General features: G+C 70.9%; 21 protein-coding genes. 13 read left to right on the top strand and 8 right to left on the bottom strand.

Annotation, left to right across the window (positions count from 1 at the left end; all coding sequences use genetic code 11):
- Positions 1–5 precede the first annotated feature (5 nt).
- Positions 6–2147 (bottom strand): alpha-N-acetylglucosaminidase TIM-barrel domain-containing protein, encoded by a 2142-nt coding sequence (locus ACWDRB_RS05510; protein WP_449891952.1) that lies wholly within the window; start codon positions 2145–2147, stop codon positions 6–8.
- Positions 2148–2232: 85 nt separating this feature from the next.
- On the opposite strand from ACWDRB_RS05510, the gene ACWDRB_RS05505 reads away from it, so the two are divergent.
- From ACWDRB_RS05505 to ACWDRB_RS05485, 5 genes are all read left to right on the top strand, one after another.
- Entirely contained in the window at positions 2233–3498 is a 1266-nt protein-coding gene (locus ACWDRB_RS05505) for an ROK family protein (protein WP_449891951.1), read from the top strand.
- A gap of 73 nt (positions 3499–3571) precedes the next feature.
- A complete protein-coding gene (locus ACWDRB_RS05500; protein ID WP_397366146.1) occupies positions 3572–4882 on the top strand; it encodes an ABC transporter substrate-binding protein in 1311 nt (436 codons plus the stop codon).
- The gene (locus ACWDRB_RS05495) at positions 4872–5834 is read left to right on the top strand and encodes a carbohydrate ABC transporter permease (protein ID WP_397366145.1); all 963 of its coding nucleotides are present in this window, start codon (positions 4872–4874) and stop codon (positions 5832–5834) included. Before ACWDRB_RS05500 ends, ACWDRB_RS05495 begins: the two co-directional genes overlap by 11 nt.
- Before the next feature lie 53 nt (positions 5835–5887).
- Entirely contained in the window at positions 5888–6652 is a 765-nt protein-coding gene (locus ACWDRB_RS05490; RefSeq protein WP_350726905.1) for a carbohydrate ABC transporter permease, read from the top strand.
- A 121-nt stretch (positions 6653–6773) separates the two neighbouring features.
- Complete coding sequence (locus ACWDRB_RS05485; protein ID WP_449891950.1) at positions 6774–7532, top strand: GntR family transcriptional regulator; 759 nt, start codon at positions 6774–6776, stop codon at positions 7530–7532.
- Here the strand turns inward: ACWDRB_RS05485 and ACWDRB_RS05480 are convergent.
- Positions 7510–9867 carry a GcvT family protein gene (locus ACWDRB_RS05480; protein ID WP_449891949.1) on the bottom strand — a complete coding sequence of 786 codons (2358 nt, stop codon included), beginning with the start codon at positions 9865–9867 and terminating at the stop codon, positions 7510–7512. The genes ACWDRB_RS05485 and ACWDRB_RS05480 overlap by 23 nt on opposite strands.
- Before the next feature lie 70 nt (positions 9868–9937).
- Between ACWDRB_RS05480 and ACWDRB_RS05475 the strand changes: the two genes are divergently transcribed.
- Both ACWDRB_RS05475 and ACWDRB_RS05470 read left to right on the top strand, forming a co-directional pair.
- The gene (locus ACWDRB_RS05475) at positions 9938–10843 is read left to right on the top strand and encodes a phosphotransferase (RefSeq protein ID WP_449891948.1); all 906 of its coding nucleotides are present in this window, start codon (positions 9938–9940) and stop codon (positions 10841–10843) included.
- A 4-nt stretch (positions 10844–10847) separates the two neighbouring features.
- Positions 10848–11447: a DUF4126 domain-containing protein gene (locus tag ACWDRB_RS05470; RefSeq protein WP_350726383.1), complete on the top strand. Its 600-nt coding sequence runs from the start codon at positions 10848–10850 to the stop codon at positions 11445–11447.
- Between the two features lie 7 nt (positions 11448–11454).
- Here ACWDRB_RS05470 and ACWDRB_RS05465 read toward each other — a convergent pair whose 3' ends face one another.
- Together ACWDRB_RS05465 and ACWDRB_RS05460 are read right to left on the bottom strand one after the other, a co-directional pair.
- Positions 11455–12249: an alpha/beta fold hydrolase gene (locus ACWDRB_RS05465; RefSeq protein WP_449891947.1), complete on the bottom strand. Its 795-nt coding sequence runs from the start codon at positions 12247–12249 to the stop codon at positions 11455–11457.
- Positions 12250–13014, bottom strand: coding sequence for a glucose 1-dehydrogenase (locus ACWDRB_RS05460; RefSeq protein WP_449891946.1), 765 nt, complete (start codon positions 13012–13014; stop codon positions 12250–12252).
- A 134-nt stretch (positions 13015–13148) separates the two neighbouring features.
- Here ACWDRB_RS05460 and ACWDRB_RS05455 point away from each other — a divergent pair, with 134 nt between their 5' ends.
- Positions 13149–13754, top strand: coding sequence for a hypothetical protein (locus ACWDRB_RS05455; RefSeq protein ID WP_350726378.1), 606 nt, complete (start codon positions 13149–13151; stop codon positions 13752–13754).
- A gap of 545 nt (positions 13755–14299) precedes the next feature.
- Here ACWDRB_RS05455 and ACWDRB_RS05450 read toward each other — a convergent pair.
- The 3 genes from ACWDRB_RS05450 to ACWDRB_RS05440 form a co-directional block, all read right to left on the bottom strand.
- Complete coding sequence (locus ACWDRB_RS05450; protein ID WP_449891945.1) at positions 14300–14860, bottom strand: hypothetical protein; 561 nt, start codon at positions 14858–14860, stop codon at positions 14300–14302.
- 240 nt (positions 14861–15100) lie between these two features.
- Positions 15101–15430 carry a hypothetical protein gene (locus ACWDRB_RS05445; protein ID WP_449891944.1) on the bottom strand — a complete coding sequence of 110 codons (330 nt, stop codon included), beginning with the start codon at positions 15428–15430 and terminating at the stop codon, positions 15101–15103.
- A 37-nt stretch (positions 15431–15467) separates the two neighbouring features.
- A complete protein-coding gene (locus ACWDRB_RS05440) occupies positions 15468–16142 on the bottom strand; it encodes a helix-turn-helix domain-containing protein (RefSeq protein ID WP_397366130.1) in 675 nt (224 codons plus the stop codon).
- A gap of 145 nt (positions 16143–16287) precedes the next feature.
- Here ACWDRB_RS05440 and ACWDRB_RS05435 point away from each other — a divergent pair, with 145 nt between their 5' ends.
- From ACWDRB_RS05435 to ACWDRB_RS05415, 5 genes are all read left to right on the top strand, one after another.
- Positions 16288–17496 (top strand): cytochrome P450, encoded by a 1209-nt coding sequence (locus tag ACWDRB_RS05435; protein ID WP_449891943.1) that lies wholly within the window; start codon positions 16288–16290, stop codon positions 17494–17496.
- Between the two features lie 5 nt (positions 17497–17501).
- A complete protein-coding gene (locus ACWDRB_RS05430; RefSeq protein WP_449891942.1) occupies positions 17502–18440 on the top strand; it encodes an ATP-binding cassette domain-containing protein in 939 nt (312 codons plus the stop codon).
- Positions 18437–19195: an ABC transporter permease gene (locus ACWDRB_RS05425; protein WP_449891941.1), complete on the top strand. Its 759-nt coding sequence runs from the start codon at positions 18437–18439 to the stop codon at positions 19193–19195. Before ACWDRB_RS05430 ends, ACWDRB_RS05425 begins: the two co-directional genes overlap by 4 nt.
- A 439-nt stretch (positions 19196–19634) precedes the next feature.
- Positions 19635–20510, top strand: coding sequence for a serine protein kinase RIO (locus tag ACWDRB_RS05420; RefSeq protein WP_449891939.1), 876 nt, complete (start codon positions 19635–19637; stop codon positions 20508–20510).
- Between the two features lie 490 nt (positions 20511–21000).
- A complete protein-coding gene (locus ACWDRB_RS05415; protein ID WP_449891938.1) occupies positions 21001–21762 on the top strand; it encodes an alpha/beta fold hydrolase in 762 nt (253 codons plus the stop codon).
- Positions 21763–21903: 141 nt separating this feature from the next.
- Here the strand turns inward: ACWDRB_RS05415 and uvrB are convergent, their stop codons facing one another.
- On the bottom strand, positions 21904–24012 hold the full coding sequence (uvrB, locus tag ACWDRB_RS05410) for an excinuclease ABC subunit UvrB (RefSeq protein ID WP_350726360.1): 2109 nt from the start codon (positions 24010–24012) through the stop codon (positions 21904–21906).
- Between the last annotated feature and the right edge of the window lie 36 nt (positions 24013–24048).

The following is a 24048-nucleotide window of genomic DNA, read 5'->3' as shown; positions in this document are numbered from 1 at the left end:
GCTCCTCATCGATCGTGTTCGAACGGGCCGGTCCGGCCCGCGTAGGCGGTGAACAGCCGGCGTGACTCCGTGGCGAGGTCGCCCTGGTCCGGCGACACCGGCCCCGGGCCTTCCCGCAGGAAGAGCTCGACGCGTTCGCGGAGCCGTTCCCGCAGCTCCGTCTCGGCGCCGGGGTCGCCGGCGAGCGCGCGTCCGAGACCCCGCGCCCACAGCTCCCAGCGGTCGCGGTAGTAGCCGCCGACCAGTCCCGCCCAGTGCCGGGCCGCGTAGTCGTCCAGCAGCGGGCTGTCCGAGGTGCCCCACACCGTGAGGATGCGGCGGGCGTTGTCCCGCAGGACCGCGCGGTCGTCCGGATCGGCGGCCCACGACACGGCCTTGGCCTCCCAGTGCCGGAAGGTGTATTCGGGGCGGCAGGCCAGCATCCGGTCGAGGTCCTCGAAGACCCGGAGGAACCGGTCGACCTGCGCCGGGCCGCCCGCCGAGTCCAGGACGTCGAGGCAGAGGCGGTCGGCGACCCTGGCCATGTACGCGATGCCGGTCTCCACGAGGTCGTGCCCGAGCGGTCCCGCGGCCAGGCCGGGGTCGCGCTCGGCCACCTCGATCATCCGCTCCCAGGCCCCGGCGAGGACTTCCGGCCGGTACCACAGGAAAGCGGCGACGTCGGCGCGGAGCTCGGCCGGGTCGCGCTCGTACGAGGGCGCCGCGGTGATGACGCCTTCGAACGCCTGGGGGAGGATCGGCAGGCCCCGGGTGTCGTAGACGGTCTCCAGGAGCCCGTGCCAGGCCGCCCGCAGCTCTGCCGTCCACCGGGTGCCGTAGCGCCCGGTCACGAAGGCGTCGAGCCAGGCGTCGAGGTCGGGGACCTCGTTCCAGATCTGGTCGGCGACGAGCTCGAAGAAGACCGGGTTGTTGCGGGTGGCCTCCATGGACAGGCCGAGGCCGGCGGGCGGGCTCGGCGCCGCCAGGGCCGCGTCGATCCCGGCGGGCACGCCGCGCAGGCCGGCGCCCGGGTCGGTGCGGCCGCCGAAGTTCAGCAGCGCGCACCAGAGCCAGGGCTTCCCGGAGAACCCCTGGAAGCGGCCCCACAGCGGGTCGTGCTCCGCCCAGAGGTCCGCGACGAGCATCCGGCCGTCCGGGATCGCGTCGAGGAAGGCGTTGACGCGGTCCTCGGTCCAGAACTCCCGCTGGTAGGAGAACGGCCAGGCCTGCATGAGCCAGACCGCGTCCGGGTCGGCGGCCTGGAGGCCGGCCAGCGTCGCCGCCGCCACGGCCCCGGGGAAGGCCGGGTCGGCGTCGATGGGGATCATCTCGATGAACGGGTCGGCGGCGTACAGGTGATCGGTGCCGAAGAGCTTGATCTGCGCGCGGGCGATCTCGGCGCCGATCCGCTCGTACAGCGGGTCGGCCGGGTCGAGGACCCAGGTCTCGAACCCCTGCCAGAGGCGGCGACCGGCCCGCGCCGTCGACGCGAGCTCGGGCGGGACGTGTCCCGTGAAGGCCGGCAGGACGGGGGTCATGCCGAAGGCGCGCTCGCGGTCGAGGATGCGCGCGCCGAGCTCGCGGTGGCTCTCGATCCAGGACGACGAGAGCGGGCCGGCGAAGGTGTCCAGGCAACCCATGAACTGGAACGGCAGGTAGCCCGGCCCGCCCAGGAAGCCGCGGATCTGCCGGTCGTCGAGACCGAGCGCGGAGTAGGCGGCGTGCAGCGCAGCCTCGTGACCGGTGACGGCCAGCGGCATGGTGATGCCGTGCAGGGCCATCCAGTCGATCTCGCGTTCCCAGTCGGCCCAGTTCCAGTAGGGCATCGTGTAGCTGAAGGTGCAGAAGTTGAAGTAGTAGCCCTCCCGCACCCGCGCCGCGCCCTGGCGCGGCGGGGCGTCGGGCAGGGACGTCAGCCCCAGGGGCAGCACCGTGTCCCAGCCCACGGACGTGCCGCAGCGCTCCCGGAGATAGTGGTGGAGCGCGACCGAGGCGCTCACCCCGTCCGTCGCGGCGATGGCGAGCACGCCGCCCGCCGCCTCGTAGGCGTATTCGCGCCCGCCGCCGTCGCGGGCGGCGAACCGTACCGACTCGGCCACGGGCCCCAGCACGCGGCGGGCCAGACCGCGGACGGTTTCCGCCCAGGGCGGGCCCTCACCGGACAACACTGCAGCTCACACCCCTCGACGAATTAGTTCCGTACGGTCCATAATTAATTGCTAGCGTACCGGCAACCGATCGCAGGGAGAGAGCATGGAGCAGGTCGTCGCCGCCGGCACGCAGTTCATGCGCGAGGTCAACGCCGCCGCCGTCCTGCGCAAGCTGCGGGCCGCGCCGCCGAAGGAGGCCAGCATGAGCGTGTCCGTGCTGGCCAAGTCGGTGGGGCTCTCCCGCCAGGCGGTCACCCGCTCGCTCAACGCGCTGGTCGCCGAAGGGCTCGTCGAGTTCGGTCCCCTTGACCGCGACTCCACCCGGGCGGGCCGGCCGGCGCAGCTCGTACGGTTCCGCGCGGAGGCCGGCCACGTGCTGGGCCTGTCGATCAGCCCGCAGGACGTGCGCGTGGCGCTGGCGGACCTGGCCGGCACGGTCGTGGCCTCCGACGCGCAGCAGCTCGGCACCGGACCCGGCGGTGAGCAGGTGGTGGAGACGCTCCTGGCCACGGTGGAGCGGACGCTGCGCGCGACGGGCGTCACGACCGGCGACCTCTGGTTCGCCTCGGTGGGCACCCCCGGCATCGTCGACCCGGCGGCCGGGGTCATCAAGCTCATCCCGAGCATGCCCGGCCTGGCCGGCGACCTCCTCGTACGCCGGCTGACGGAGGCGCTCGGCTGCCCCGTCTACCTGGACAACGACGTCAAGCTGGCCACGCAGGGCGAGCGGTGGCGGGACGCGGAGCGGCGCGAGGACTCCCTGGTGATGATCCACTGGGGCGAGCGGGTCGGCGCCGGTATCGTGCTGAACGGCGAGCTCTACCGCGGCGCCTCCAATGACGCCGGCGACGTGGGCTTCCTCGACCTGTTCACCGAGGGCCCCTCGACACCCCGCCATCCGCAGGGCCATCCGCAGGGGCTGGGCCCGTTCGAGGACCGGGTCGGCGGCGCGGAGATCGTGCGCCAGGCCACGGCCGCGGCCGGACGCGCCGCCGACGGCGCTCTCGTGGCCCGGATCGAGGCCGCGGGAGAGCACGCGCTCGAGGCCGTGCTGGACGCCGTCGCCGGCGGCGAGCCGGCGGCGCTGGAGGCGATCGACGTGGTGGCCCGCCGCTTCGCCAAGGGGATCACCGTGATCCGGGCGATCCTCAACCCGCGGCTCGTCGTCATCGGCGGGCCGCTGGCCAGATGCGGCGAGCCGCTGCTCGCGGCGCTCCGGCGGCACCTTTCCGGCGAGCCGCTGGACCAGCCGGCGCTGGAGGTCTCGGCGCTCCAGGAGGACGCCGTCGTCCACGGGGCGCTGCTGCACTCGCTGGACGAGATCGAACGGACCAGATTCGGCCTGGTGCGACCAGGCTCCGCCGGATGAGAGCCGGCCGCCATGAGGGCCGTTGAAGACACGACGGACGCCACCCACCCGATTGAGGAGAGAGGTCACACGCATGACGAGACCAGCCCGGCGCGCGGCGGTCGCGGCGCTCAGCGTCACGACGGCGTTCGCGCTGACGGCCTGTGCGGGCACCAGCAGTTCGGGGGGTAATACGGCGACGAAGGTCAACGTATCGACCACCGTTCCGAACGACCCGGTGACCCTGACCCTGGCCTACACCAACGACCCGCCCACCAAGGCGCTCATCGACGGCTTCACCAAGAAGCACCCCAACGTCACCGTCAAGCCCCAGATGACGCCGTTCAACGACTACATCAAGTCCATCAAACTGGCGATGTCGTCCGACTCGGCGCCGGACATCGCCCAGTACAACCCGGGCGCGATGAACTCCCTGGTCCCGGCCGGTCTCATCCTCGACCTGAGCCCGTGGTCCAAGGCGTACGGCTGGACCACCAAGTTCCCGCCGGCCAGCCTCGAGGTCCTCAGCTCCGACAAGTCGGCCAAGCAGTTCGGGACCGGCAACCTGTACGCCGTGCCCGGCGGGCTCTCGGTGCTCGGCGTCTTCTACAACAAGAAGATCGTGAAGGAGGCGCCGAAGACGCTGGCCGACTTCGAGGCCGCGATGCAGAAGGCCAAGGACGCCGGCCAGACCCCGCTGAGCAACGGCGCACTCCAGGTCGGCGGGTTCCACCTGTGGAACGCGCTGCTCAACGTGACCGGCGACGTCAACGACTACCGGTCGTGGGTGTACGGCAAGCCGGGCGCGACGATCGAGAACCCGGCCGCGACGAAGGCCACCCAGACGCTGACCGACTGGGCGAAGAAGGGATACATCTCCGCCGGGGCCAGCGCCACGGGCGACGCCGACGCGCTGGCGAGCTTCGCCAAGGGCGGCAGCGCGTTCCTGATCACCGGCAACTGGGCGGCCTCCACCCTGGAGACCGAGATGAAGGACGACGTGGGCTTCTTCCTCATGCCCACGGCCTCGGGCGAGCCCGCGAAGGTCGCCTCGGGAGCCAGCGTCGCGTACGCCATCTCGTCGAAGTCGAAGAACCCGAACGTCGCCGCGGCCTTCCTCGACTACCTCGGCTCGCCGGAGGCGGCGAAGATCGAGTTCGACGGCGGGTTCATGCCGGTCGACACCAAGGCCGAGCTGGGCGCGACAGGGCTGCGCGGCGACATCGCGGGCGTCTTCGCGCCCGTGGCGCAGGGCAACGGGATCGTCCCGTTCCCCGACTTCGCCTCCCCCGGCATGATCGACAAGCTCACTCCCGGCATCCAGGGCCTGATCAGCGACAAGATGGCCCCCGACGCCTTCCTGAAGTCGCTGCAGGAGTCGTGGGACGCCCATCATGGCTCGTGAGCTGAGCCCGGCCGTCTCCCCGCCGCGGGCCGCTCCGGCCCGCGGCGGGGGGCGGGCGGCCGCCGGCGACACCCCGCCCCGGCGGCGGCTGGGGCGACGGGCGCGCGGCTGGCTGTACGTGCTGCCCGCGCTCGCCGTGTACCTGGGCTTCGCCATCTGGCCGGCGCTGAACACGCTTCGCCTGTCGCTCCTGACCTGGGACGGCATCCTGCCGCCGGTCTGGGCTGGTTTCTCCAACTACGTCAAGATTTTTCGTGATTCAGCGCTGTACGAGGCCATCCTGCACAGCCTCGCGCTGATCGTCTTCTTCTCGGTCATCCCCATCGGCGTCGGGCTGCTCATGACGGCGCTCCTGATGGGCAAGGTGCGCCGGGGCATGACGTTCTTCCGGATCGTCTTCTTCCTCCCCCAGGTGCTGCCGCTCGTCGCCGTCGGCATCACCTGGCGCTGGCTCTACGGCGAGTCCGGCGTGGTCAACCAGTTCCTCGACCTGGTGGGGCTGGGGTCGATCACCCGCGCCTGGCTGGGCGACTACGGCCTGGCGCTGATCGCGCTCGGCCTCATCGGCACGTGGGTGATGAGCGGGTTGTGCATGATGCTCTTCCTGGCCGGCGCCCAGAAGATCGACCCGTCCCTGTACGAGGCGGCCAAGCTCGACGGCGCTGGGGCGCTCCGGCAGTTCCGGCACGTCACCGTGCCCGGGGTGCGCAGGGAGATCACGGTCGCCGGCGTCATCACCACGATCGCCGCGCTGGCCAGCTTCGACCTCGTCTTCGTCACCACGAACGGCGGCCCGGCGGGGCAGACCAACGTGCCCGGCCTGCTCGTCTACCGGCTGGCCTTCAACGAGGGCGACATCGGCGGCGCCAGCGCGCTCGCGGTCGTGCTGACCGTGATCGTGGTCGCCGTCGTCAGCGCCGTCCGATACTTCACCAGGGATGATCAGAGTTGAGAACGCTCGGCGGAGTCAGTGTCCGGTACGGAGTGCTCGTCCTGCTGGCGGTGATGGTGCTGGTGCCCTTCGCCGGCATCGTCCTGGCCGCCCTGCACCCCTCGGGCGCGCAGCTCGACGGGCTGAGCATCCCGGACAGGTGGTCGTGGGAGACCTTCGCGCTCGCCTGGGAGCGCGGCAACTTCACCAACCTCATGCGTTCGAGCGTGCTGATCGCGGTCGTCGTGGTGCCGCTCGCGGTGGCGATGGCCACGCTCGCCGGGTACGGGCTGGCGATCCTCAAGGTGTGGGGGCACCGGACGTTGTCGTTCGGGTTCGTGATGGGGCTCACGCTGCCGATCGAGGTCATCGTGGTGGCGCTCTACTTCAACCTGCGCGAGGTCGGCCTCACCAACTCCTACGTCGGCGTCATCCTGGCCGAGGCGGCGCTGTTCATGCCGTTCGGGGTGTACTGGATGCAGACCCACTTCTCGAACGTGCCCGAGGAGCTCGTCGAGGCGGCGCGCATCGACGGCGCCCGGGACCTCGTGGTGCTGGCTCGGGTGCTGCTGCCCATCTCGTGGCCCGCGGTCACCACGCTGTCGGTCCTCTACTTCATGTGGTCGTGGAACCAGTTCATGCTGGTGCTGGTCATGATGCAGGATCCGGACCGGCGCACCGCGCCGAGCGGGCTGGGGCTCTTCGTCGGCCAGTACACGACGGACATCCCGTTGCTGGCGGCGGCCTGCCTGATCGTCATCGCCCCGATCGTCGTCGTGTACCTCGTCTTCCAGCGCAGCTTCGTCAACGGCATCACCCAGGGCGCCATCAAGGGCTGACCCCCTTCGGCCGCCGGCCGCATCCCACCCCACCGACCGCGCCCAAGGGACCCCGGCCCCGGATGGTGGGCAAGTGGCCCACATTTGGCATTCACGCCGAAACCCATGTCAAGATGCGCGTGTGGTCGGGACACCGCCGGAGCTGGAGCGTGGCACGGGAGTCCCCGCGCACGTGCAGATCGAGCGGTGGCTGCTCGAGTCGATCTCCAGCGGCGAGATGGAGCCGGGCGACCGGCTGCCCGGCGAGCGGGAGCTGGCCGGGCGGCTGGGCGTGAGCAGGATGACGCTCAGGCAGGCGCTGGCCACCCTGGAGCGCGACGGCGTGCTGATCAGGGTGCCCGGCAGGTCGGGCGGCGCGTTCGTGGCCGAGCCGCGCATCGAGTGCGACCTGACGGGGCTGGCCGGGTTCACCGAGCAGATGCGGCGGGCCCATCTGCGGGCCGAGGCGCGGGTCCTGGCGGCGGTGACCGTGCCCGCCCCACGGTCGGTGGCCGCGGCGCTGGAGGTGGAGGAGGGCTCGCCGGTGCACGAGGTGGCCAGGGTGCGCTCGGCCGGGCTGTCGCCGGTGGCGCTGGAGCGCTCCTGGTTCCCGCCCCTGCCCGGCTTCCTCGACCAGGACCTCACCGGCTCCCTCTACGTTCTGCTGGCCGCCCGCTACGACCTGGAGCCGCGTACGGCGGTCGAGCACCTGGCCCCGGTGATCGCCCGATCTGCCGAGGCCGCCGAGCTGGGCATCGCCCCCGGCGCGCCGCTCATGCTCATCGAGCGCACCGCCTACGCGGGCGACGGCACGCCGGTGGAGTTCGCCCGGGACCTGTTCCGCCCCGACCGGGTCCGGATCTCGGTACGCAGCGGCGTCACGGAACCAAGGGGGTCCTGACCACGACGCCCGGCACCCAGGCGCCCTCGACCTCGATCTCGACCTTGGCGCCTGGGCCGACCGGCAGGTAGGCGTAGGCGATCGACTCCTTCGCGGTGTAGCCGTACCCGCCCGAGGTGACCCGGGCCACGACCTGCCCGTCCAGCCGTACGGGCTCGTTGCCGAGCGCGACGGCTCTCGGGTCGCGCAGCGTCACGCACCGCAGCCGCCGCTCGGGCGCCGGGTCCAGGGCGTCCTTGCCGAGGAAGTCCTTGTCCGTCTTGACGCAGAACCCCAGCCCCGCCTCGTATGGCGTCGTCTCGGGCCCGATGTCCGCGCCCCACACCCGGTAGCCCTTCTCCAGCCGCAGGCTGTCGATGGCCCGGTAGCCGCCGGCCACCAGCCCGTACGGTTCCCCCGCCCGCCACAGCTCCTGCCACAGCCCCAGTCCGTACTCGGTGGAGCAGTACAGCTCCCAGCCCATCTCCCCCACGAACGTGACCCGCAGCGCCAGCACCGGCACGTCCCCCACGGTGATCTCCCGCGACGACATGAACGGGAAGTCCATCGGGTCCGGCGTGAGCCCGGCGATGATCTCGGGGGCGCGTGGGCCCCACAGGGCGAAGCACGCGTACTGGCCGGTGACGTCGGCGATCCTGGCCGTCGCGCCGGTGCGCGCGGCCTGCTTGCGCAGCCAGCCCAGGTCGTGCGAGCCGAACGCGGTGCCGGTGACGATCAGGAACTCCTGCTCGCCCCGCCTGGTCACGGTGAAGTCGCACTCGATGCCGCCGCGCCGGTTGAGCGCCTGGGTGTAGGTGACGGCGCCGACCTCGCGGGCGACCCGGTTGTCGCACACCCATTCCAGCAGGTCCGCCGCGTCCGGGCCGGAGACCTCGATCTTCGCGAACGAGCTCTCGTCGAACAGGCCCGCCGTGGTGCGCGTGGCACGGTGCTCGACGCCGATCGCGGGCGACCAGAGCCGCCCGGCCCACCCGCCGGGCCGCTCCCCCTCGTCCGTCGCGTTCGCGTCGTAGTAGTTGACCCGTTCCCAGCCGGACTTCTCGCCGAAGGCGGCGCCGTGGGCGGCGTGCCAGCCGTACGCGGGCGAGAGCCGCAGGGGCCGCCCCGCCGAGCGCTCGTGGCCCGGGTAGCGGATGTCGTAGTACGTCTCGTAGTTCTCGACGGCCCGCTTGATCGTGTACGACGGCGAGCGGTACTGGCGGCCGAAGCGGCGGATGTCCATGTGCCAGAGGTCCATGCTGGGCTCGCCCTCGACGATCCACTCGGCCATCACCTTGCCGATGCCGCCCGCGCCCGCGATGCCGTGCGCGCAGAACCCGGCCGCCACGAAGAACCCGCCGACCTCCGTCTCCCCCAGGCAGAACTCGTTGTCGGGGGTGAACGCCTCGGGGCCGTTGATCAGCTTGCGGATGCCGACGTCGGCCATCGCAGGCACCCGAATCCGGGAATTATCCGAAATTTCCTCAAATCTCGGCCAATCTTCGGACAGGAGGCGGCCGTTGAAGTCCGCGGGGACGGCGTCGAAGGAGTTCGGGCCGGCCGTCCAGGGCGCGCAGGTGCGCTCGTACCCGCCCATGACCAGCCCCTGCACCTCCTGCCGGTAGTAGACGAGCAGGTCGGGGTCGCGCAACGTGGGCAGCCCCGTGTGGTCGTGGCAGGCGTCGGTCACCACGTACTGGTGCGACATCGGCACGATCGGGATCCGCGCCCCGGCCATGCGGCCGATCTCGGCCGCGAACATGCCGCCGCAGTTGACCACGATCTCGCAGTCGATGTCCCCCTGGTCGGTGCGCACGCCGGTGACGCGGCCGTTCGCCGTCGTGACACCGAGCACCCTGGTGTGGGTACGGATGACCGCCCCGCCCTCGCGGGCCCGCTGGGCCAGGGCGTAACAGAGCTGCGAGGGGTCGATCTGCCCGTCCGTGGGCAGGTACGCGGCGCCCACGACGCCCTCGGGGTCCATGAGGGGGAACAGCTCGACGGCCTCGGCCACCGAGATCTCCTCCAGCGGCAGCCCGAACGTCCGCGCCCAGCCGATCTGCCGGCGGATCTCCGCCATCCGCTCGGGCGTGGAGGCCAGCTTGATGCCGCCGCACTCCGTCCATCCGGCGTCGAGGGTGCGGTAGAGCTCGACGGAGTACTGGTTCATGCGGGTCAGGGTGGGATCGGCGCGCAGCTGGCCGACCAGGCCCGCCGAGTGGAAGGTGGAGCCGCTGGTGAGCTCGTCCCGCTCCAGCAGGACGACGTCGCGTTCGCCGAGTTGGGTGAGGTGGTAGGCGACGGACGCGCCGCCCACCCCGCCACCGATGATCACGATGCGGGCCGAGTCGCTCATGCTGGCGAGGCTAACCTTCGGACCGGTAAAAGGTCTAGACCGTTTAGCGCCGTCCGTCCTAGCATCGAGCATGGCCGTGCCCGAGGTGCTCGATCGCATTCCTCTGCTGTCCGGCGTGCCGCGCTCCGTCGAGGAGTTGCCCGGAGGGCTGACCAACCACAACTACAAGGTCACGACCCCGGGCGGGTCGTACGTGGCGCGCGTGTGGGCCAGCGACTCCTCGCTGCTGGGGATCGACAGGGACGCCGAGCACGCGTGCTCGCTGGCCGCCGCCGCGGCCGGGGTGGGGGCGCCGGTGCACGCGTACCTGCCCGAGCTGGGGGTGCTGGTGGTGGGGTTCCTGCCGGGGCGGACGTTCACCGAGGCCGACCTCCGCGACCCGGCGAACCTGCCCCGGGTGGCGCAGGCGTGCCGTCGCCTGCACGCGGGGCCGCGGTTCGTACGGGACTTCGACATGTTCGAGATCCAGCGGCACTATCTGGGGATCGTGCGGGAGCGGGGCTACCGGCTTCCCGCGGACTACCTCGGCTTCATGCCCGCCGTCGAAGACATCCGGAAATGTCTGCGAATAAGGGCGGAAGGCACCGTCCCCTGCAACAACGACCTCCTGCCCGGCAACATCCTCGACGACGGGCAACGCCTCTGGCTGATCGACTACGAGTACGCCGGCAACAACGACGCCTGCTTCGAGCTCGGCAACATCTGGAGCGAGTCCGACCTGCCGCTCGGCCACCTGGAGGAGCTCGTCACCGCGTACTACGGCCGCCGCCTGCGCCACAAGATCGCCCGCGCCCGGCTGCTCGGCCTCATGTCCAAGTACGGCTGGACGCTCTGGGCCTCCATCCAGGACGGCGCGAACGAGAGCATCGACTTCGACTTCTGGTCGTGGGGCATGGAGAAGTACGAGCGGGCGGTGGCCGAATTCGCCGGATCTGACCTTGCGCACCTCATGGACGAGGCCGCGCGGGCAGACTAGGGGCATGTTCGCCGCACTGACCGGTCTCGGCCTGTCCACGGCCGCCGGGCTGAACGCCTACATCCCGCTCCTCGTCGTGGGCGTCCTGGCCAACTTCACGGACGCCGTGAAGCTCCCCGACGGCTACTCCTGGCTGTCCAACTGGGGCGTGCTCGCGGTGATCGCCGTCCTGCTGGTGGCCGAGTTCGTCCTGGACAAGGTGCCCGCCGTCGACAGCGTCAACGACACCATCCAGACCGTGGTGCGCCCGGCGTCGGGCGGCGTGGTCTTCTCGGCCACGCAGGCGGCGGCCGAGGTGGACCACTCCACCTGGATGGCCGAGCACCCGTGGGCCGGCTGGCTGCTGGGCATCGTGATGGCGCTGGCCGTGCACGCGGTAAAGGCCACCGCCCGGCCCGTGATCAACGCCGGGACGGCCGGGGTGGGCGCCCCGGTGGTGAGCACGGCGGAGGACGCGGGCTCGCTCGGCATGAGCCTGGTCGCCGTCTTCGCCCCCGTGCTGGTGATCGTCGCGCTGCTGGTGATGGCCGTGCTCGCGTGGTGGCTGATCAGGAAGGTACGGCGCATGCGCGCGCGCAGGAGAGCGGCCCGCGGCCTGCCCTGACCCGAGGTTATTCCTGGGCTTGCAGCCACTCCTCCACGAGATCCACGAACTCGGCCGGGCGCTCCTCGTGCAGCCGGTGACTGGCGCCCTCCCAGCACACGACCCTGGACGCCGGGTCCTTGAGCAGCCCCGACTCCCAGCTCGCCCGTTCCGGATCCGCCCAGATCGACAGCACCGGGCAGCGCCGGCGGGCCAGGTAGTCGTCGCTGGCCGGGCGCACCCCGATGGCGTCCGGGGCCGTGAACATGGCCTCGAACGCCTGGACCAGCACGTGCGGCGGCATGCCGTACAGCCTGCGCTTGTGCCAGCGCCTGATGACGGCGGGCGTGCCGGCGTTCGTGCACCACTCGTCGATCTTCTCGGCGGCGGCGTGCGGGTGTTCGCCGCGCAGGCCTTCGATCATCTTGGGGAAGCGCCGGGCGACCCGGTCGGTCATGCCGTAGCCGGGGTCGACGGCGACGAGCCCGCGTACCAGCTCGGGGTGTTCGACGGCGAGGATGGAGACCACCTGGCCGCCCATCGAGTGCCCGACGGCGACCACCTGCGGGATGCCCCGGCTTTCGAGGAGGGCACGCAGGTCGCCGGCCATCTCGCGCGGCGTGTTGCCGCTCTCGGGGACGGACGAGTAGCCGTGGCCGCGCAGGTCCACGGCGATCACCCGGTGGTTGGCCGCCAGCGCGTCGATGTGCCAGGACCACTGGTGGGAGTCGGTGCCCCACCCGTGGACGAGCAGCAGCGGAGGCCCGTCGCCGTCCTCCGTGTAGAAGAGCCTGATATTTCCGCCGACATCCGCGTATGGCATCTATTGACCCCCACCCTCCAGTCGGGACAGCAGCGCGCTCTCCCCTGCCGTCCACCCGCCGTCCACGGCCAGCTCCGCGCCCGTCACGTACGAGGCGGCGTCGGACAGCAGGAACGCGATGGCCTCCGCCACCTCCTCCGGCTCGCCCCAGCGCCCGGCGGCGGCCAGCGGGAAGGTCCCGTCCCCCGACACGGCCCCGAGCGGCTGCGTCATCGGGGTGACGATCATTCCGGGATGTACGGAGTTGACCCGGATGCGGTCCTTGCCGAACTCCAAGGCGGCGATCTTGGTCAGCCCGCGCACGCCCCATTTGGACGCGCCGTAGCCGCCCGTGCCGGGCAGGGCGGTGAGGCCCGCGACGGACGAGAGGTTCACGACGGCGCCGCCGCCGGACTCGCGCATGGCCTTGACCACCGATTTGAGGCCCAGGAAGACGCCGACCAGGTTCACCTGGAGCACGCGTTCGAAGGCCTCCAGCGACTGCTGCTCGATCGACTGCGTGAGGGCGATGCCCGCGTTGTTCACCAGCCCGTCGAGCCTGCCGTACGCCTCCAGGGTGGCGGCGACCACGTCGGTCCACTGGTCCTGACTTGTCACATCGTGGGGGAGAAATCGGGCACCCAGCTCCTTGGCGGTGGCCGTACCCTCCTCCACCAGCACATCGGTGATCACGACCTGAGCCCCGGCCGCGACGCAGCGCCGCGCGGTGGCCGCCCCCATCCCCCGGGCGCCACCGGTGATGATCACAACCTTGCCGTCGAGCACGTCACCCCGCCCTTCCAGCCGCTCTCCGAGAACTGAAGCACAGCCCCACCGTTCTGATCAAGTGCTTGCTTGGTTTCTCGGCCGCGCCGATCCCGCCCCGGCCGACTATCCTTCAATGCAGAGACCCACAGGAGGTGGCGGAGATCGGCGAGCTGCTTGTCGTCCTACTGGTGATCCTGGCGTTCTTCCTGCTGCTGGGCGGCGTGGGCGTCTTCCTCCTGGTCAAGCTGGGCAAGAAGGCCGCGGTCAAGGCCAAACAGGCCACGACCCGGCTCAGCACCCACGTCAACGCCATGGGCACGGGCGACGCCGCCGAGGTCGAACGCCTCCGCCTCGACCTGCGCCGCGAGGTCTCCCTCACCCGCCAGGCCGTCGACCACGCCCAGCGCCTGGGCTGGGGCCTCGGCGACCTCCCCCGGCTCATGGCCGACCTCACCGCGCAGGCGGACGTCCACGACGGCCAGCTCGGCATGTACGCCCAGCAGCGCCGCATGTCCCCGTACGTCGACCACGCCACCCTCGACCGGCTCAGGGAGCACCAGGCCAAGCTGACGGCGATGTGCGCCCGCATCCGCGCCGACCTCCTGGGCGACCAGGTGCACCACACGGCCGCCGGCATCGCCGACCTCGGCTCCCGCACCGACCTCGAGATCGAGGCCCGCCGCCACGCCCCCGACCCGCTGGACCAGATCGACGATCTCTACCGCCGCTCGATGGAGGAACGCAAAGACCGCCCCTGACGACTACTCCACGTGGCAAGATGAGCGCGCCGCGTGAAGTGTCCAGGAGGGCGACTGGTGACTGCGGATCTTCCTGAGTGGTTCTATCCCGGCCCTCCCGGCGGCTGGACCGCCGACATGCTCGATCACCTTCCCCCTGATGCGCCCCGGCACGTCGAATCGATCGATGGGTCGCTCATCTTCAGGCCGCCGCAGACCGGCTTCCATATGCTCACGCTCCGACTGTTCGAGCGATTGCTTCATCCGCCGCAGGAACTCATGGTCGTGCGCGAAATGACGGTGACCCTAGGACTTCGCCAGCGGCCAGAGCCGGATATCCTCCTGGTCAAAAGGTCAGCTTTCAGCACGAAAGGCACTTCGTTCAAGCCCGAACGGCGATCAAGGCCTACGTCCCCACCGGCATTCACCGCAAACGACTGCAGACCCACATCGGATTCGACGTCGACATCGATCTCACCTTGGAATCGCCACCGGTTTAGCGGTCAGTCCGCTCACGGCAACCGAAGGCGGCGAACAACCCGTCCGCACGACCAAGGGGTGGCGGCTCAGGCGTCGCCCCACTCCCGGTATATGAACGCCGCGAGCTCCGCCTCCGTGGCGCCGCCGTTGGCCAGGGCCTTGGTGGCCTGGGCCTGGGCTCGGGTGGGGAGCCGGCCCTCGATGAGGATGGGCAGCGACAGCCGCCGCAGCAGCACCTCGGACTCCGAGACCCCGGACGTCCGGCGCGTGACGGCCACGTTCACCCGCAGCCCGTGCTCGTTGCCGGGCGGGACGGCGGGGCGGTCTATCTCGATGGCGGAGTAGCGGAAACCGTTGGCCAGGTCGCAGGGGGCGCATCCGGCCGGGCCCCTGCTGAGCCGATCGCCGCACTCGGGGCAGGTCAGGCGGTCGTAGGCGGCGTCCACCACGCGCCACGGGTGCTTGTCGGGCTCGTCGGTGACCATCTCGGCGATGAGGCGCTCGTCCGGCGGCCGGGCGGTGCCGAACTCCTGTTCCAGGAACGCGCGCCAGCCCTCTTCCACGATCTCGTCGACCAGCCCGGCGCACCGGGCGCAGCCGGGGGCTCCGGCGGGCTCCCAGTGGTCGCATTCCGGGCAGCGTCGCATGCCCGCACCGTACAAGCCCGGCCGGATCCATCGCACCGCGCTTTTTGGCGAGATGACCCACGAGTTCGGTACCGCAGTACCTCGGCTTTCCTCCCGCCTCGAACCGCGCGCAGCACGTCGGATCCGTGCACGACCGGACGGGCCCGGTGCCGCGCCAGGCCTCCGGCCGCTCACCGCGGCCCGGCAGCTCACCACGGCCCGACAGCTCACCGCGGCCCAGCAGCTCATCGGCCCGGCAGCTCAGCCGGTCGTGGCGTAGCGCAGCAGGACGTTGCCGGAGCCGTCGAGGCGGCGGACCTCCGCGACGGTGAACCCGTCGACCGGTTGGGGGAAGATCGGCGTCCCCTCGCCGAGCGCCTTCGCTCCGACGACCAGGTGCAGCTCGTCGACGAGCCCGGCGCGGAGCAGGGCGTTCCACGTGATCCGGCTGCCGAAGGTGCTCTCATGGACCGGCACGGCGCACGTAGCCGCTTCCAGCTCGCACTGGAGCTGTCCCGAAGGCACTGATGTCCGCAGGTGGACGGCGGTGACGGGCTTGGCCGCGTCCGGCCCGGACGCAACGGCGCCCACCGGGTGAGCTCACCCGGCAGATCGTCCGCTGGGACGATCACGACAGGAGGTCGCGCCAGCGCCGGCCCGACTCCAGCGTGTCCAGGCCGATCCGCTCCAGGTATGCACCGCCCTTGGCCAGCCGGCGTCCCACGGGCGTGTCGAGGCCGAACGTCTCCCCCGCCGCCTTCGCCAGCTCCGCCGCCTCCAGCGTCTGCCGCGAGCTGGTCACGATCGACTGGTACCAGGAATTGTCGTCGACCGTGTAGATGTCGCGACGCCGCCGCGGATCGCGCTCGCGCCCGATCAGCCCCTGCTGGATCAGGTAGCCCACCGCCATGGAGACCGAGGCGGGGCTGACCTTCAGCCTGCGCGTCAGCTCGGCCGCGGTGAGTCGGCCGTCCTCGCTCAGCCACAGGCCGACGAGCACGCGCGCCATCATCTTCGGCAGCCCCATCCGGACCGCCATCTCGATGACCTCGTCCCCCAGCTCGCCGTCCGGCGGCCCGGCCGCGAACCGGAGAGCCGGCGTGCCGCGCCGCGCCCGCCGCTCCGTCGCCCGGTGCGCCTGCTCGGGCCGGTAACCGCCGGGGCCGCCGTTGCGGCCGACCTCCCGGCTGATCGTCGAGGTCGGCCGGTCCAGCCGCCTGGCGATCTCGGCGTAGGAACGCCCTTCGGCGAGGCCGGCCGCGATGCGCTGGCGGTCCCGCTGGGTCAACCTGCCTTGTGACATGACGCCATTGTTGCGTTCGCCGCCACTCAGTGCAACGAATCATTGCGTTCGAGCCCAGCGTCATTGCATCAATTTGCCCGCCCTCACCTGCAAATACGGATTCCATTGATTACAGCCCTTTTGAATGCAACGTAGCTTTCAGAGCATGTCGAACACGTACTATCGCGATGAGACGGCCAGTCCTTCCCTCGACCGCGCACCCGCCTGCCCCTTCGATCCCGCCCCCGAGGTCACCGCGCTGCGTGCCGAGCAGCCGATCGCCCGGCTGGCCGCGCCCGAGGGCGCCCCCGGCGTCTGGCTGGTCACCGGTTACGGGCTGGTCCGCCAGATCCTCGCCGACCCGCGTTTCAGCTCCCGCTACGAGACCCACTACTACCCGCAGATGGGCGGGTACCTGCCGCCCGCCCCCGCCGGCGACCTGACCGGCATGGACGCGCCCCAGCACACCCGCTTCCGCAAGCTGCTGGCGGGCAAGTTCACCGTCCGCAGGATGAACCTGCTCACCGAGCGGGTCACCGAGATCACCCGTGAGCGACTCGACGCGATGGAGCGGCAGGGGCCGCCCGCCGACCTCGTCGAGGTCTTCGCCCAGCCCGTCCCCGCGCTGATGATCTGCGAGCTGCTCGGCGTGCCGTACGACGACCGCGAGCAGTTCCAGACCGCCACGCGGACCCTCTCGGACGACGTAGAGCCCGAGGCGCAGTACAACGCCTTCATCGAGCTCGGCGACTACCTGCGGACGCTCGCGCTCGCCAAGCGCGCGAACCCGACCGACGACCTGCTCAGCGACCTGGCCACGGCCGGCGACCTGACCGACGAGGAGCTCGGCGGCGTGGCCGCCTTCCTGCTCGGCGCCGGCCTCGACACCACCGCCAACATGCTCGCGCTCGGCACCTTCGCCCTGCTGCGCGACCCGGCCCAGCTCGCCGCCCTGCGCAGCGACCCCGGCCTGGCCGCCGGTGCCGTGGAGGAGCTGCTGCGTCACCTGTCCATCGCCGCCATGGGCATGCGCGGCGTGCTGGAGGACCTCGAGCTCGGCGGCAGGCAGCTCAAGGCCGGCGACACGGTCATCATCGCGTTCAACGCCGCCAACAGGGACCCGGCCAAGTTCTCCGACCCCGACGTGCTCGACCTGCGCCGTTCGGCCACCGGGCACCTGGCCTTCGGCCACGGCGTCCACCAGTGCCTCGGCCAGCAGCTCGCCCGCGTCGAGATGCGCGTCGCCTTCCCCGCGCTGCTCACCCGGTTCCCGACGCTGCGGCTCGCCGTACCGGCGGAAGAGGTGCCGCTGCGCACCGACCCCTCGCAGATCTACGGCGTGCGCAGCCTGCCCGTCACCTGGGACCGAGGGTGACGACTGTGCGGACCATCGAACCTGCCATCTCGGTGGCGGGACTGCGCAAGTCGTACGGCTCGCACCGCGTACTGGACGGCATCGACCTCACCATCCCGCAGGGCACGATCTTCTCCCTGCTCGGCCCCAACGGCGCGGGCAAGACCACCATGGTGCAGATCCTGTCCACCCTGATCAGGGCCGACGCCGGCGAGATCCGGGTGGCCGGGCATGACCTGGCCGGAGAGCCCGACAAGGTGCGCGCCGCGATCGGCGTCACCGGCCAGTTCTCCGCCGTCGACAGCTTCCTCACCGGGGAGGAGAACCTGCGGCTCATGGCCGACCTGCTCCACCTCGGCCGCTCCAGGGGCCGCGAACGGGCCCGCGAACTGCTGGAGCGCTTCGACCTCACCGAGGCCGCGCGCAAGCCGGCGGTCTCCTACTCGGGCGGCATGCGGCGCCGGCTCGACCTCGCCATGACCATGGTCGGCACACCCAGGCTGATCTTCCTCGACGAGCCGACCACCGGCCTGGACCCGCGCAGCCGCCGCACCATGTGGCAGATCGTCAGGGACCTGGTCGAGCAGGACGGCGTGACCGTCTTCCTGACCACGCAGTACCTGGAGGAGGCCGACGAGCTCGCCGACCGCATCGCGCTGCTGAGCCAGGGCGAGCTGGTGGCCGAGGGCACCCCGGAGGAGCTCAAGCGGCTGGTCCCCGGCGGCCACATCGTCGTGCGCTTCGCCGACGCCGACGGCTACCGCAGGGCCGCCCCGCACGTCGGCGCCACCTCGCGCAACGACGCGGCGCTCACCGTCCAGATCCCCGACTCCGGCGGTGTCAGGACGCTGAAGAAGCTCCTGGAGTGGCTGGACACCCAGGCCATCGACGTCGCCGAGCTGTCGGTGCGCACGCCCGACCTGGACGACGTCTTCCTCTCCCTGACCAAGGAGCCCTCCCGATGAGAGCGATCACCGACTCGGCGACGATGCTGCGCCGCCAGGTCACGCACATCTGGCGCTACCCCTCGCTGATCTTCACGTTCGCCGCCGTCCCCGTGGTGTTCCTGCTGCTGTTCGTGTTCGTCTTGGGCGGCACCATGGGCGCGGGCATCGGCGGAGGCCGCGCCGCCTATGTCGGCTACCTCGCCCCCGGCATCATGATCACGACGATCGCCGGTGCCGCGCAGGGGACCGCGATCTCGGTGGCCACCGACATGACCGAGGGCATCATCGCCAGGTTCAAGACCATGGCCATCGCCCGCGTCTCGGTGCTCACCGGGCACGTGCTCGGGGCGATGGTGCAGACGTTCATCGCGATCGCGGCGGTGACCCTGGTGGCCGTGCTGATCGGCTTCCGCCCGTCGGCCTCCGCGCTGGACTGGCTCGGCGTGGTCGGCGTGCTGGCCATGTTCACCTTCGCCATCACCTGGCTGTCGGTCGCGCTCGCGCTGGTCTCCAAGAGCGTCACCACGGCCAGCAACCTGCCGATGCCGCTGATGCTGCTGCCGTTCCTCGGCAGCGGTTTCGTACCGACCGAGTCGATGCCGGCCGGGTTGCGCTGGTTCGCGGAGCACCAGCCGTTCACCCCCGTCATCGAGACGCTGCGGGCGCTGCTGGCCGGTCGCCCGGCCGCCGCCAGCTTCGCGGAGGCGGCTGCCTGGAGCGCGGTCATCGCCCTGGCCGGATATCTGTGGGCACGCAGGCTCTACAACCGCTGAGGTCCGCCCACAGGCATGCACGCCGACCTCGCTGTCACTCCGGCTGATCGATGGGGGCGGCTCCCAGCTCCAGGTGGCGGTCCGCATCGGGGTGCGGGTGGCGGTTCGCATCTGGGTGCGTCCGATGGTGCCGCCGACCCGGGTGGCGGGACTTGTCGGCCGTCCACGACGGCCCGCGCGCCGTCCCGTCGGTGACAAGGGTGGCGGCGGGGGCGTCATTTAATCGGTTGCGAGGGCGGTACGTGGACCGGGATACTCGGGACCGAGTTGATCGCTTGGCAGCGGCTTGACGATGATCGCCGCGCTGTGCCGCGAAGGGAGGGTGAGACCGTGATGATGACTGTTCGCGTGCCGTTTTCCGCGTCCTCAGACCTTCCCACCGCGCACTCGCTGACCTGATCGACGAGCCGGTGGGCCTCACACCTGGAGCAATCCCACCGTGCCCAAGCACTCGCAGCACCGCACCCGTGGCAAGTACGCCCTCGACGCCGACGACCTCGAATGGCTGGAGAGCAGTCCCGAGACCGACGACGGGCCGCCCGAGGGTGACCGCTGGTCCACCTGGGACCAGAGCACTCCCACGGAGAAGGGGCCCAAGCCGTACCCCGGCTGGCTCGTCACCGAGCTGGCCGCCGTCGACACCGAGCACGGCGTGCTCAAGACCGGCAAGGAAGCCGACGTCCATCTGATCTCGCGGGGGGTGCCCGGCACGGACCGGGTCTGCCTGCTGGCCGCCAAGCGCTACCGCTCCTCCGAGCACCGGCTGTTCCACCGCGACTCCGGCTACATGGAGGGCCGCAGGACCCGCGAGAGCCGCATGAACCGCGCCATGGCCAACCGCACCGCGTTCGGCAAGCAGGTGATCGCCGCCCAGTGGGCGGTCGCCGAGTTCGGGGCGTTGTGCCGGCTGTGGGAGCTCGGGGTTCCCGTGCCGTACCCGGTGCAGATCGTGGAGACGGAGATCCTGCAGGAGTTCATCGGGACCCGGGACGGGTACGCGGCGCCGCGGCTGGCGCAGGTGTCCGACGACCTGGACGGGCTGTGGGAGCAGCTCGTGGCGGCCATGGTCACGCTGGCCAGGGAGGGGCTGGCCCATGGGGACCTGTCGCCGTACAACCTGCTGGTCCATGACGGCAGGCTGGTGATCATCGACCTGCCGCAGATCGTGGACGTGATCGCCCACCCGACCGGCCCCTCGTTCCTGGACCGGGACGCCCACAACGTCGCCACCTGGTTCGCCGCCAAGGGCGTCCCGGCCGCCGACCCGGACTCCCTCGCCGCACTCCTCCGCAAAGAGGCCGGTCTGTCCCTGTGATCGCTCCGGCTCTCGTCCCGCAGCCCGACCTCCTGCACCGCGCCGCCGCGCGGATGGCACCGCAGGACGGCCGGATGGCGCCGCCGGATGGCCGCGAGGTGACGCAGGACGGCTGGACGGCGACGCATGAACTGCCGGATGGGGGGCGGGGCGGGGCGGCTGGAGGGTGCCGTGGACGCGGGGTCGCGGTCCCTCGGGTGCCAGGGTGGAGGTGGCAGCTCCCGGGGGATGGGTTACGGCGCCATACGCGGGTGCGGAGTGGCGCGCCGCCGCCAGCCGATGGGGCGCGGGATACCGCGGGCCTGTCGCTGGACCGCAGGGCTGCACACCACCGCAAGCCGCCGGATCGCGGAATGCCGCGTGGCAGGCGCCGGGGCGTGTGGGTTGTGTGTGTTGTCGGTGGCGGGGGTGACGTGCGGGGGCATCGGGTGCCGATCGTTTACGCAGGTCGTAGGTATATTGGCCCCGATATACGACGAGGAGGGCCGTCATGCACGATGCCGTCGTCCACCCCAGCGGCGCTCGCATCCGCTGGGTAGAGCTGCCGGGTGCGGAGCCGTCGCGGGTCTACGTCCACGGTCTCGGTGCGACCTCGGCCCCCTACTACGCCGAGGTCGCCGCACACCCCCTCCTGCCGCAACACCGTTCCCTGCTGATCGACCTGCTCGGGTTCGGGATCAGCGACCGTCCCCGGGACTTCGCCTACACGCTCGAGACCCATGCCGACGCCCTGGCCGAGGCGTTGCGCAAGGCGGGGGTCGCCGGGGCGTCGGTGATCGCCCACAGCATGGGCGGCGCGGTGGCGATCGTCCTCGCCTCGCGTCATCCGGAGCTGATCGCCAATCTGGTGCTCGTGGACGCCGACCTCGACCCCTATCCCCCGGCTTCCGTGCGGCCGGGTGGCAGCGGCATCGCGAGCTACACGGAGGAGGCGTTCGTGTCGCACGGGTGGAAGGAGGTGCGCGAGCGCGTGGGGCCGCACCGGTGGTCCGCCATGCGGCTGGCGGACCTGCGCGGGCTCCACCGTACGGCCGTCAGCCTGAGCGCGGGCACCACGCCCACCATGCGCCGGCTCCTGCAGGACCTCCCGATCCCCCGCGCCTTCCTGCACCCGGAGGGTGAGCCGCCGGAGGACGCCGACAGCCTGCGGGCCAGCGGCGTCCGGGTGGTCGGCATTCCCGAGTCGGGGGACAGCATCATGCTCGACAACCCCGAGGTCTTCGCCCGCACCCTGGCGGATTTCCTCCCCTAGCCCGACGCCCAACGCCCGACGGCCCTAGCCCGACGCCCAGCGCCCGGCGGGCGGCCGAAGTCGCGCGCCCGGCAGGCGGCCGATGGCATGCGTACGAAAGGCGCCTCTTCCTCCGTACGAGGAGGAGGCGCCTTACGGGCGTTACTTGATGCCAGCCTCGCGCATGTCGCGGAGCTCGCGCTTGAGCTCCTTGATCTCGTCGCGCAACCGAGCCGCCACCTCGAACTGCAGGTCGGCCGCCGACTGGTGCATCTGCTCGGTCAGCGACTCGATCAGCGACTCCATCTGCGCCCGCGGCATCTCGCCGGCGATGGCCTTGGCGTGCTGACCGGCCTGCCGCGCGCCGAAGCCGGGCACCGGGGCCTTGCCGCGCGACTGCTGCCGACCGCCGCCCAGGAGCCGGTCGGTGTCGGCGTCCTCGCGCTGCAGGGAGTCGAGGATGTCGGCGATCTTCTTGCGCAGCGGCTGCGGGTCGATGCCGTTGGCCTCGTTGTAGGCCATCTGCTTGGCCCGCCGCCGATTCGTCTCGTCGATCGCCCGCTCCATGGACGGCGTGATCTTGTCGGCGTACATGTGGACCTGGCCGGACACGTTACGGGCGGCGCGGCCGATGGTCTGGATCAGCGACGTCTCCGAGCGCAGGAAGCCCTCCTTGTCGGCGTCGAGGATGGCCACCAGCGACACCTCGGGCAGGTCGAGGCCCTCACGCAGCAGGTTGATGCCGACGAGCACGTCGAACTCGCCCGTGCGCAGCTCCCGCAGCAGCTCGATGCGCCGCAGCGTGTCGACCTCGCTGTGCAGGTAGCGCACGCGGATGCCGAGCTCCAGGAGGTAGTCGGTGAGGTCTTCGGACATCTTCTTCGTCAGCGTGGTGACCAGCACGCGCTCGTCGCGCTCGGCCCGCTGGCGGATCTCGTGGACCAGGTCGTCGATCTGGCCCTTGGTCGGCTTGACCACGATCTCGGGGTCGACCAGGCCGGTCGGGCGGATGACCTGCTCGACGACCTCGCCCTTGGCCCGCCCCAGCTCGTAGGGCCCCGGCGTGGCCGACAGGTAGACGGTCTGGCCGATGCGCTCCAGGAACTCCTCCCACTTCAGCGGCCGGTTGTCGAGCGCCGACGGCAGCCGGAACCCGTGCTCGACCAGCGTGCGCTTGCGGGAGGCGTCGCCTTCGTACATGGCGCCGATCTGCGGCACGGTCTGGTGGGACTCGTCGAGGACCAGCAGGAAGTCCTCGGGGAAGTAGTCGAGCAGCGTGTTGGGCGCGCTGCCGGCCTCGCGCCCGTCCATGTGACGCGAGTAGTTTTCGATGCCGGAGCAGGTGCCGATCTGCCGCATCATCTCGATGTCGTACGTCGTGCGCATCCGCAGCCGCTGCGCCTCCAGCAGCTTGCCCTGGCGCTCCAGCTCCTCCAGCCGCGCGGCCAGCTCCGCCTCGATGCCCCCCACGGCGGCGGCCATGCGCTGCTCGCCCGCGACGTAGTGGGAGGCGGGGAAGATGTAGAGCTCCTCGTCCTCCGTGATGACCTCGCCGGTCAGCGGGTGCATGGTCGAGAGCTTCTCGATCTCGTCGCCGAACATCTCGATGCGCACGGCCAGCTCTTCGTACTTCGGGATGATCTCGATCGTGTCGCCCCGGACCCGGAACGTGCCCCGGGTGAAGGCCAGGTCGTTGCGCGTGTACTGCATGTCGACCAGGCGGCGCAGGAGCTGGTCGCGGTCGACGTCCATGCCGACGCGGAGCCTGGCCATGCGGTCGACGTATTCCTGCGGCGTGCCCAGGCCGTAGATGCACGACACGGAGGCGACCACGATGGTGTCGCGGCGGGTGAGCAGCGAGTTGGTCGCCGAGTGGCGCAGCCGCTCGACCTCGTCGTTGATCGAGGAGTCCTTCTCGATGTACGTGTCGCTCTGCGGGACGTACGCCTCAGGCTGGTAATAATCGTAATAAGAAACGAAATATTCGACCGCGTTGTTGGGCAGCATCTCCCGCAGCTCGTTGGCGAACTGCGCGGCGAGGGTCTTGTTGGGCTGCATGACCAGCGCGGGCCGCTGCAGCCGCTCGATCAGCCAGGCGATGGTGGCGGTCTTGCCGGTGCCGGTGGCACCCAGCAGCACGTTGTCCTTCTCTCCGGCCTTGACGCGGCGCTCCAGCTCGGCGATGGCCGTGGGCTGGTCGCCGGAGGGAGTCATCTCGGTGACGACCTCGAAAGGCGCCACCTTCCGCTGCAAATCTGTGACCGGTCGCATGTTGCCACTGTAGGCGTCCCGACCGACAGAAACGGT

It is taken from the genome of Nonomuraea sp. NPDC003707 (assembly GCF_053587055.1).
The sequence above is the reverse complement of the archived record's forward strand: the minus strand, read 5'-3'. Positions and strand labels throughout refer to the sequence as shown.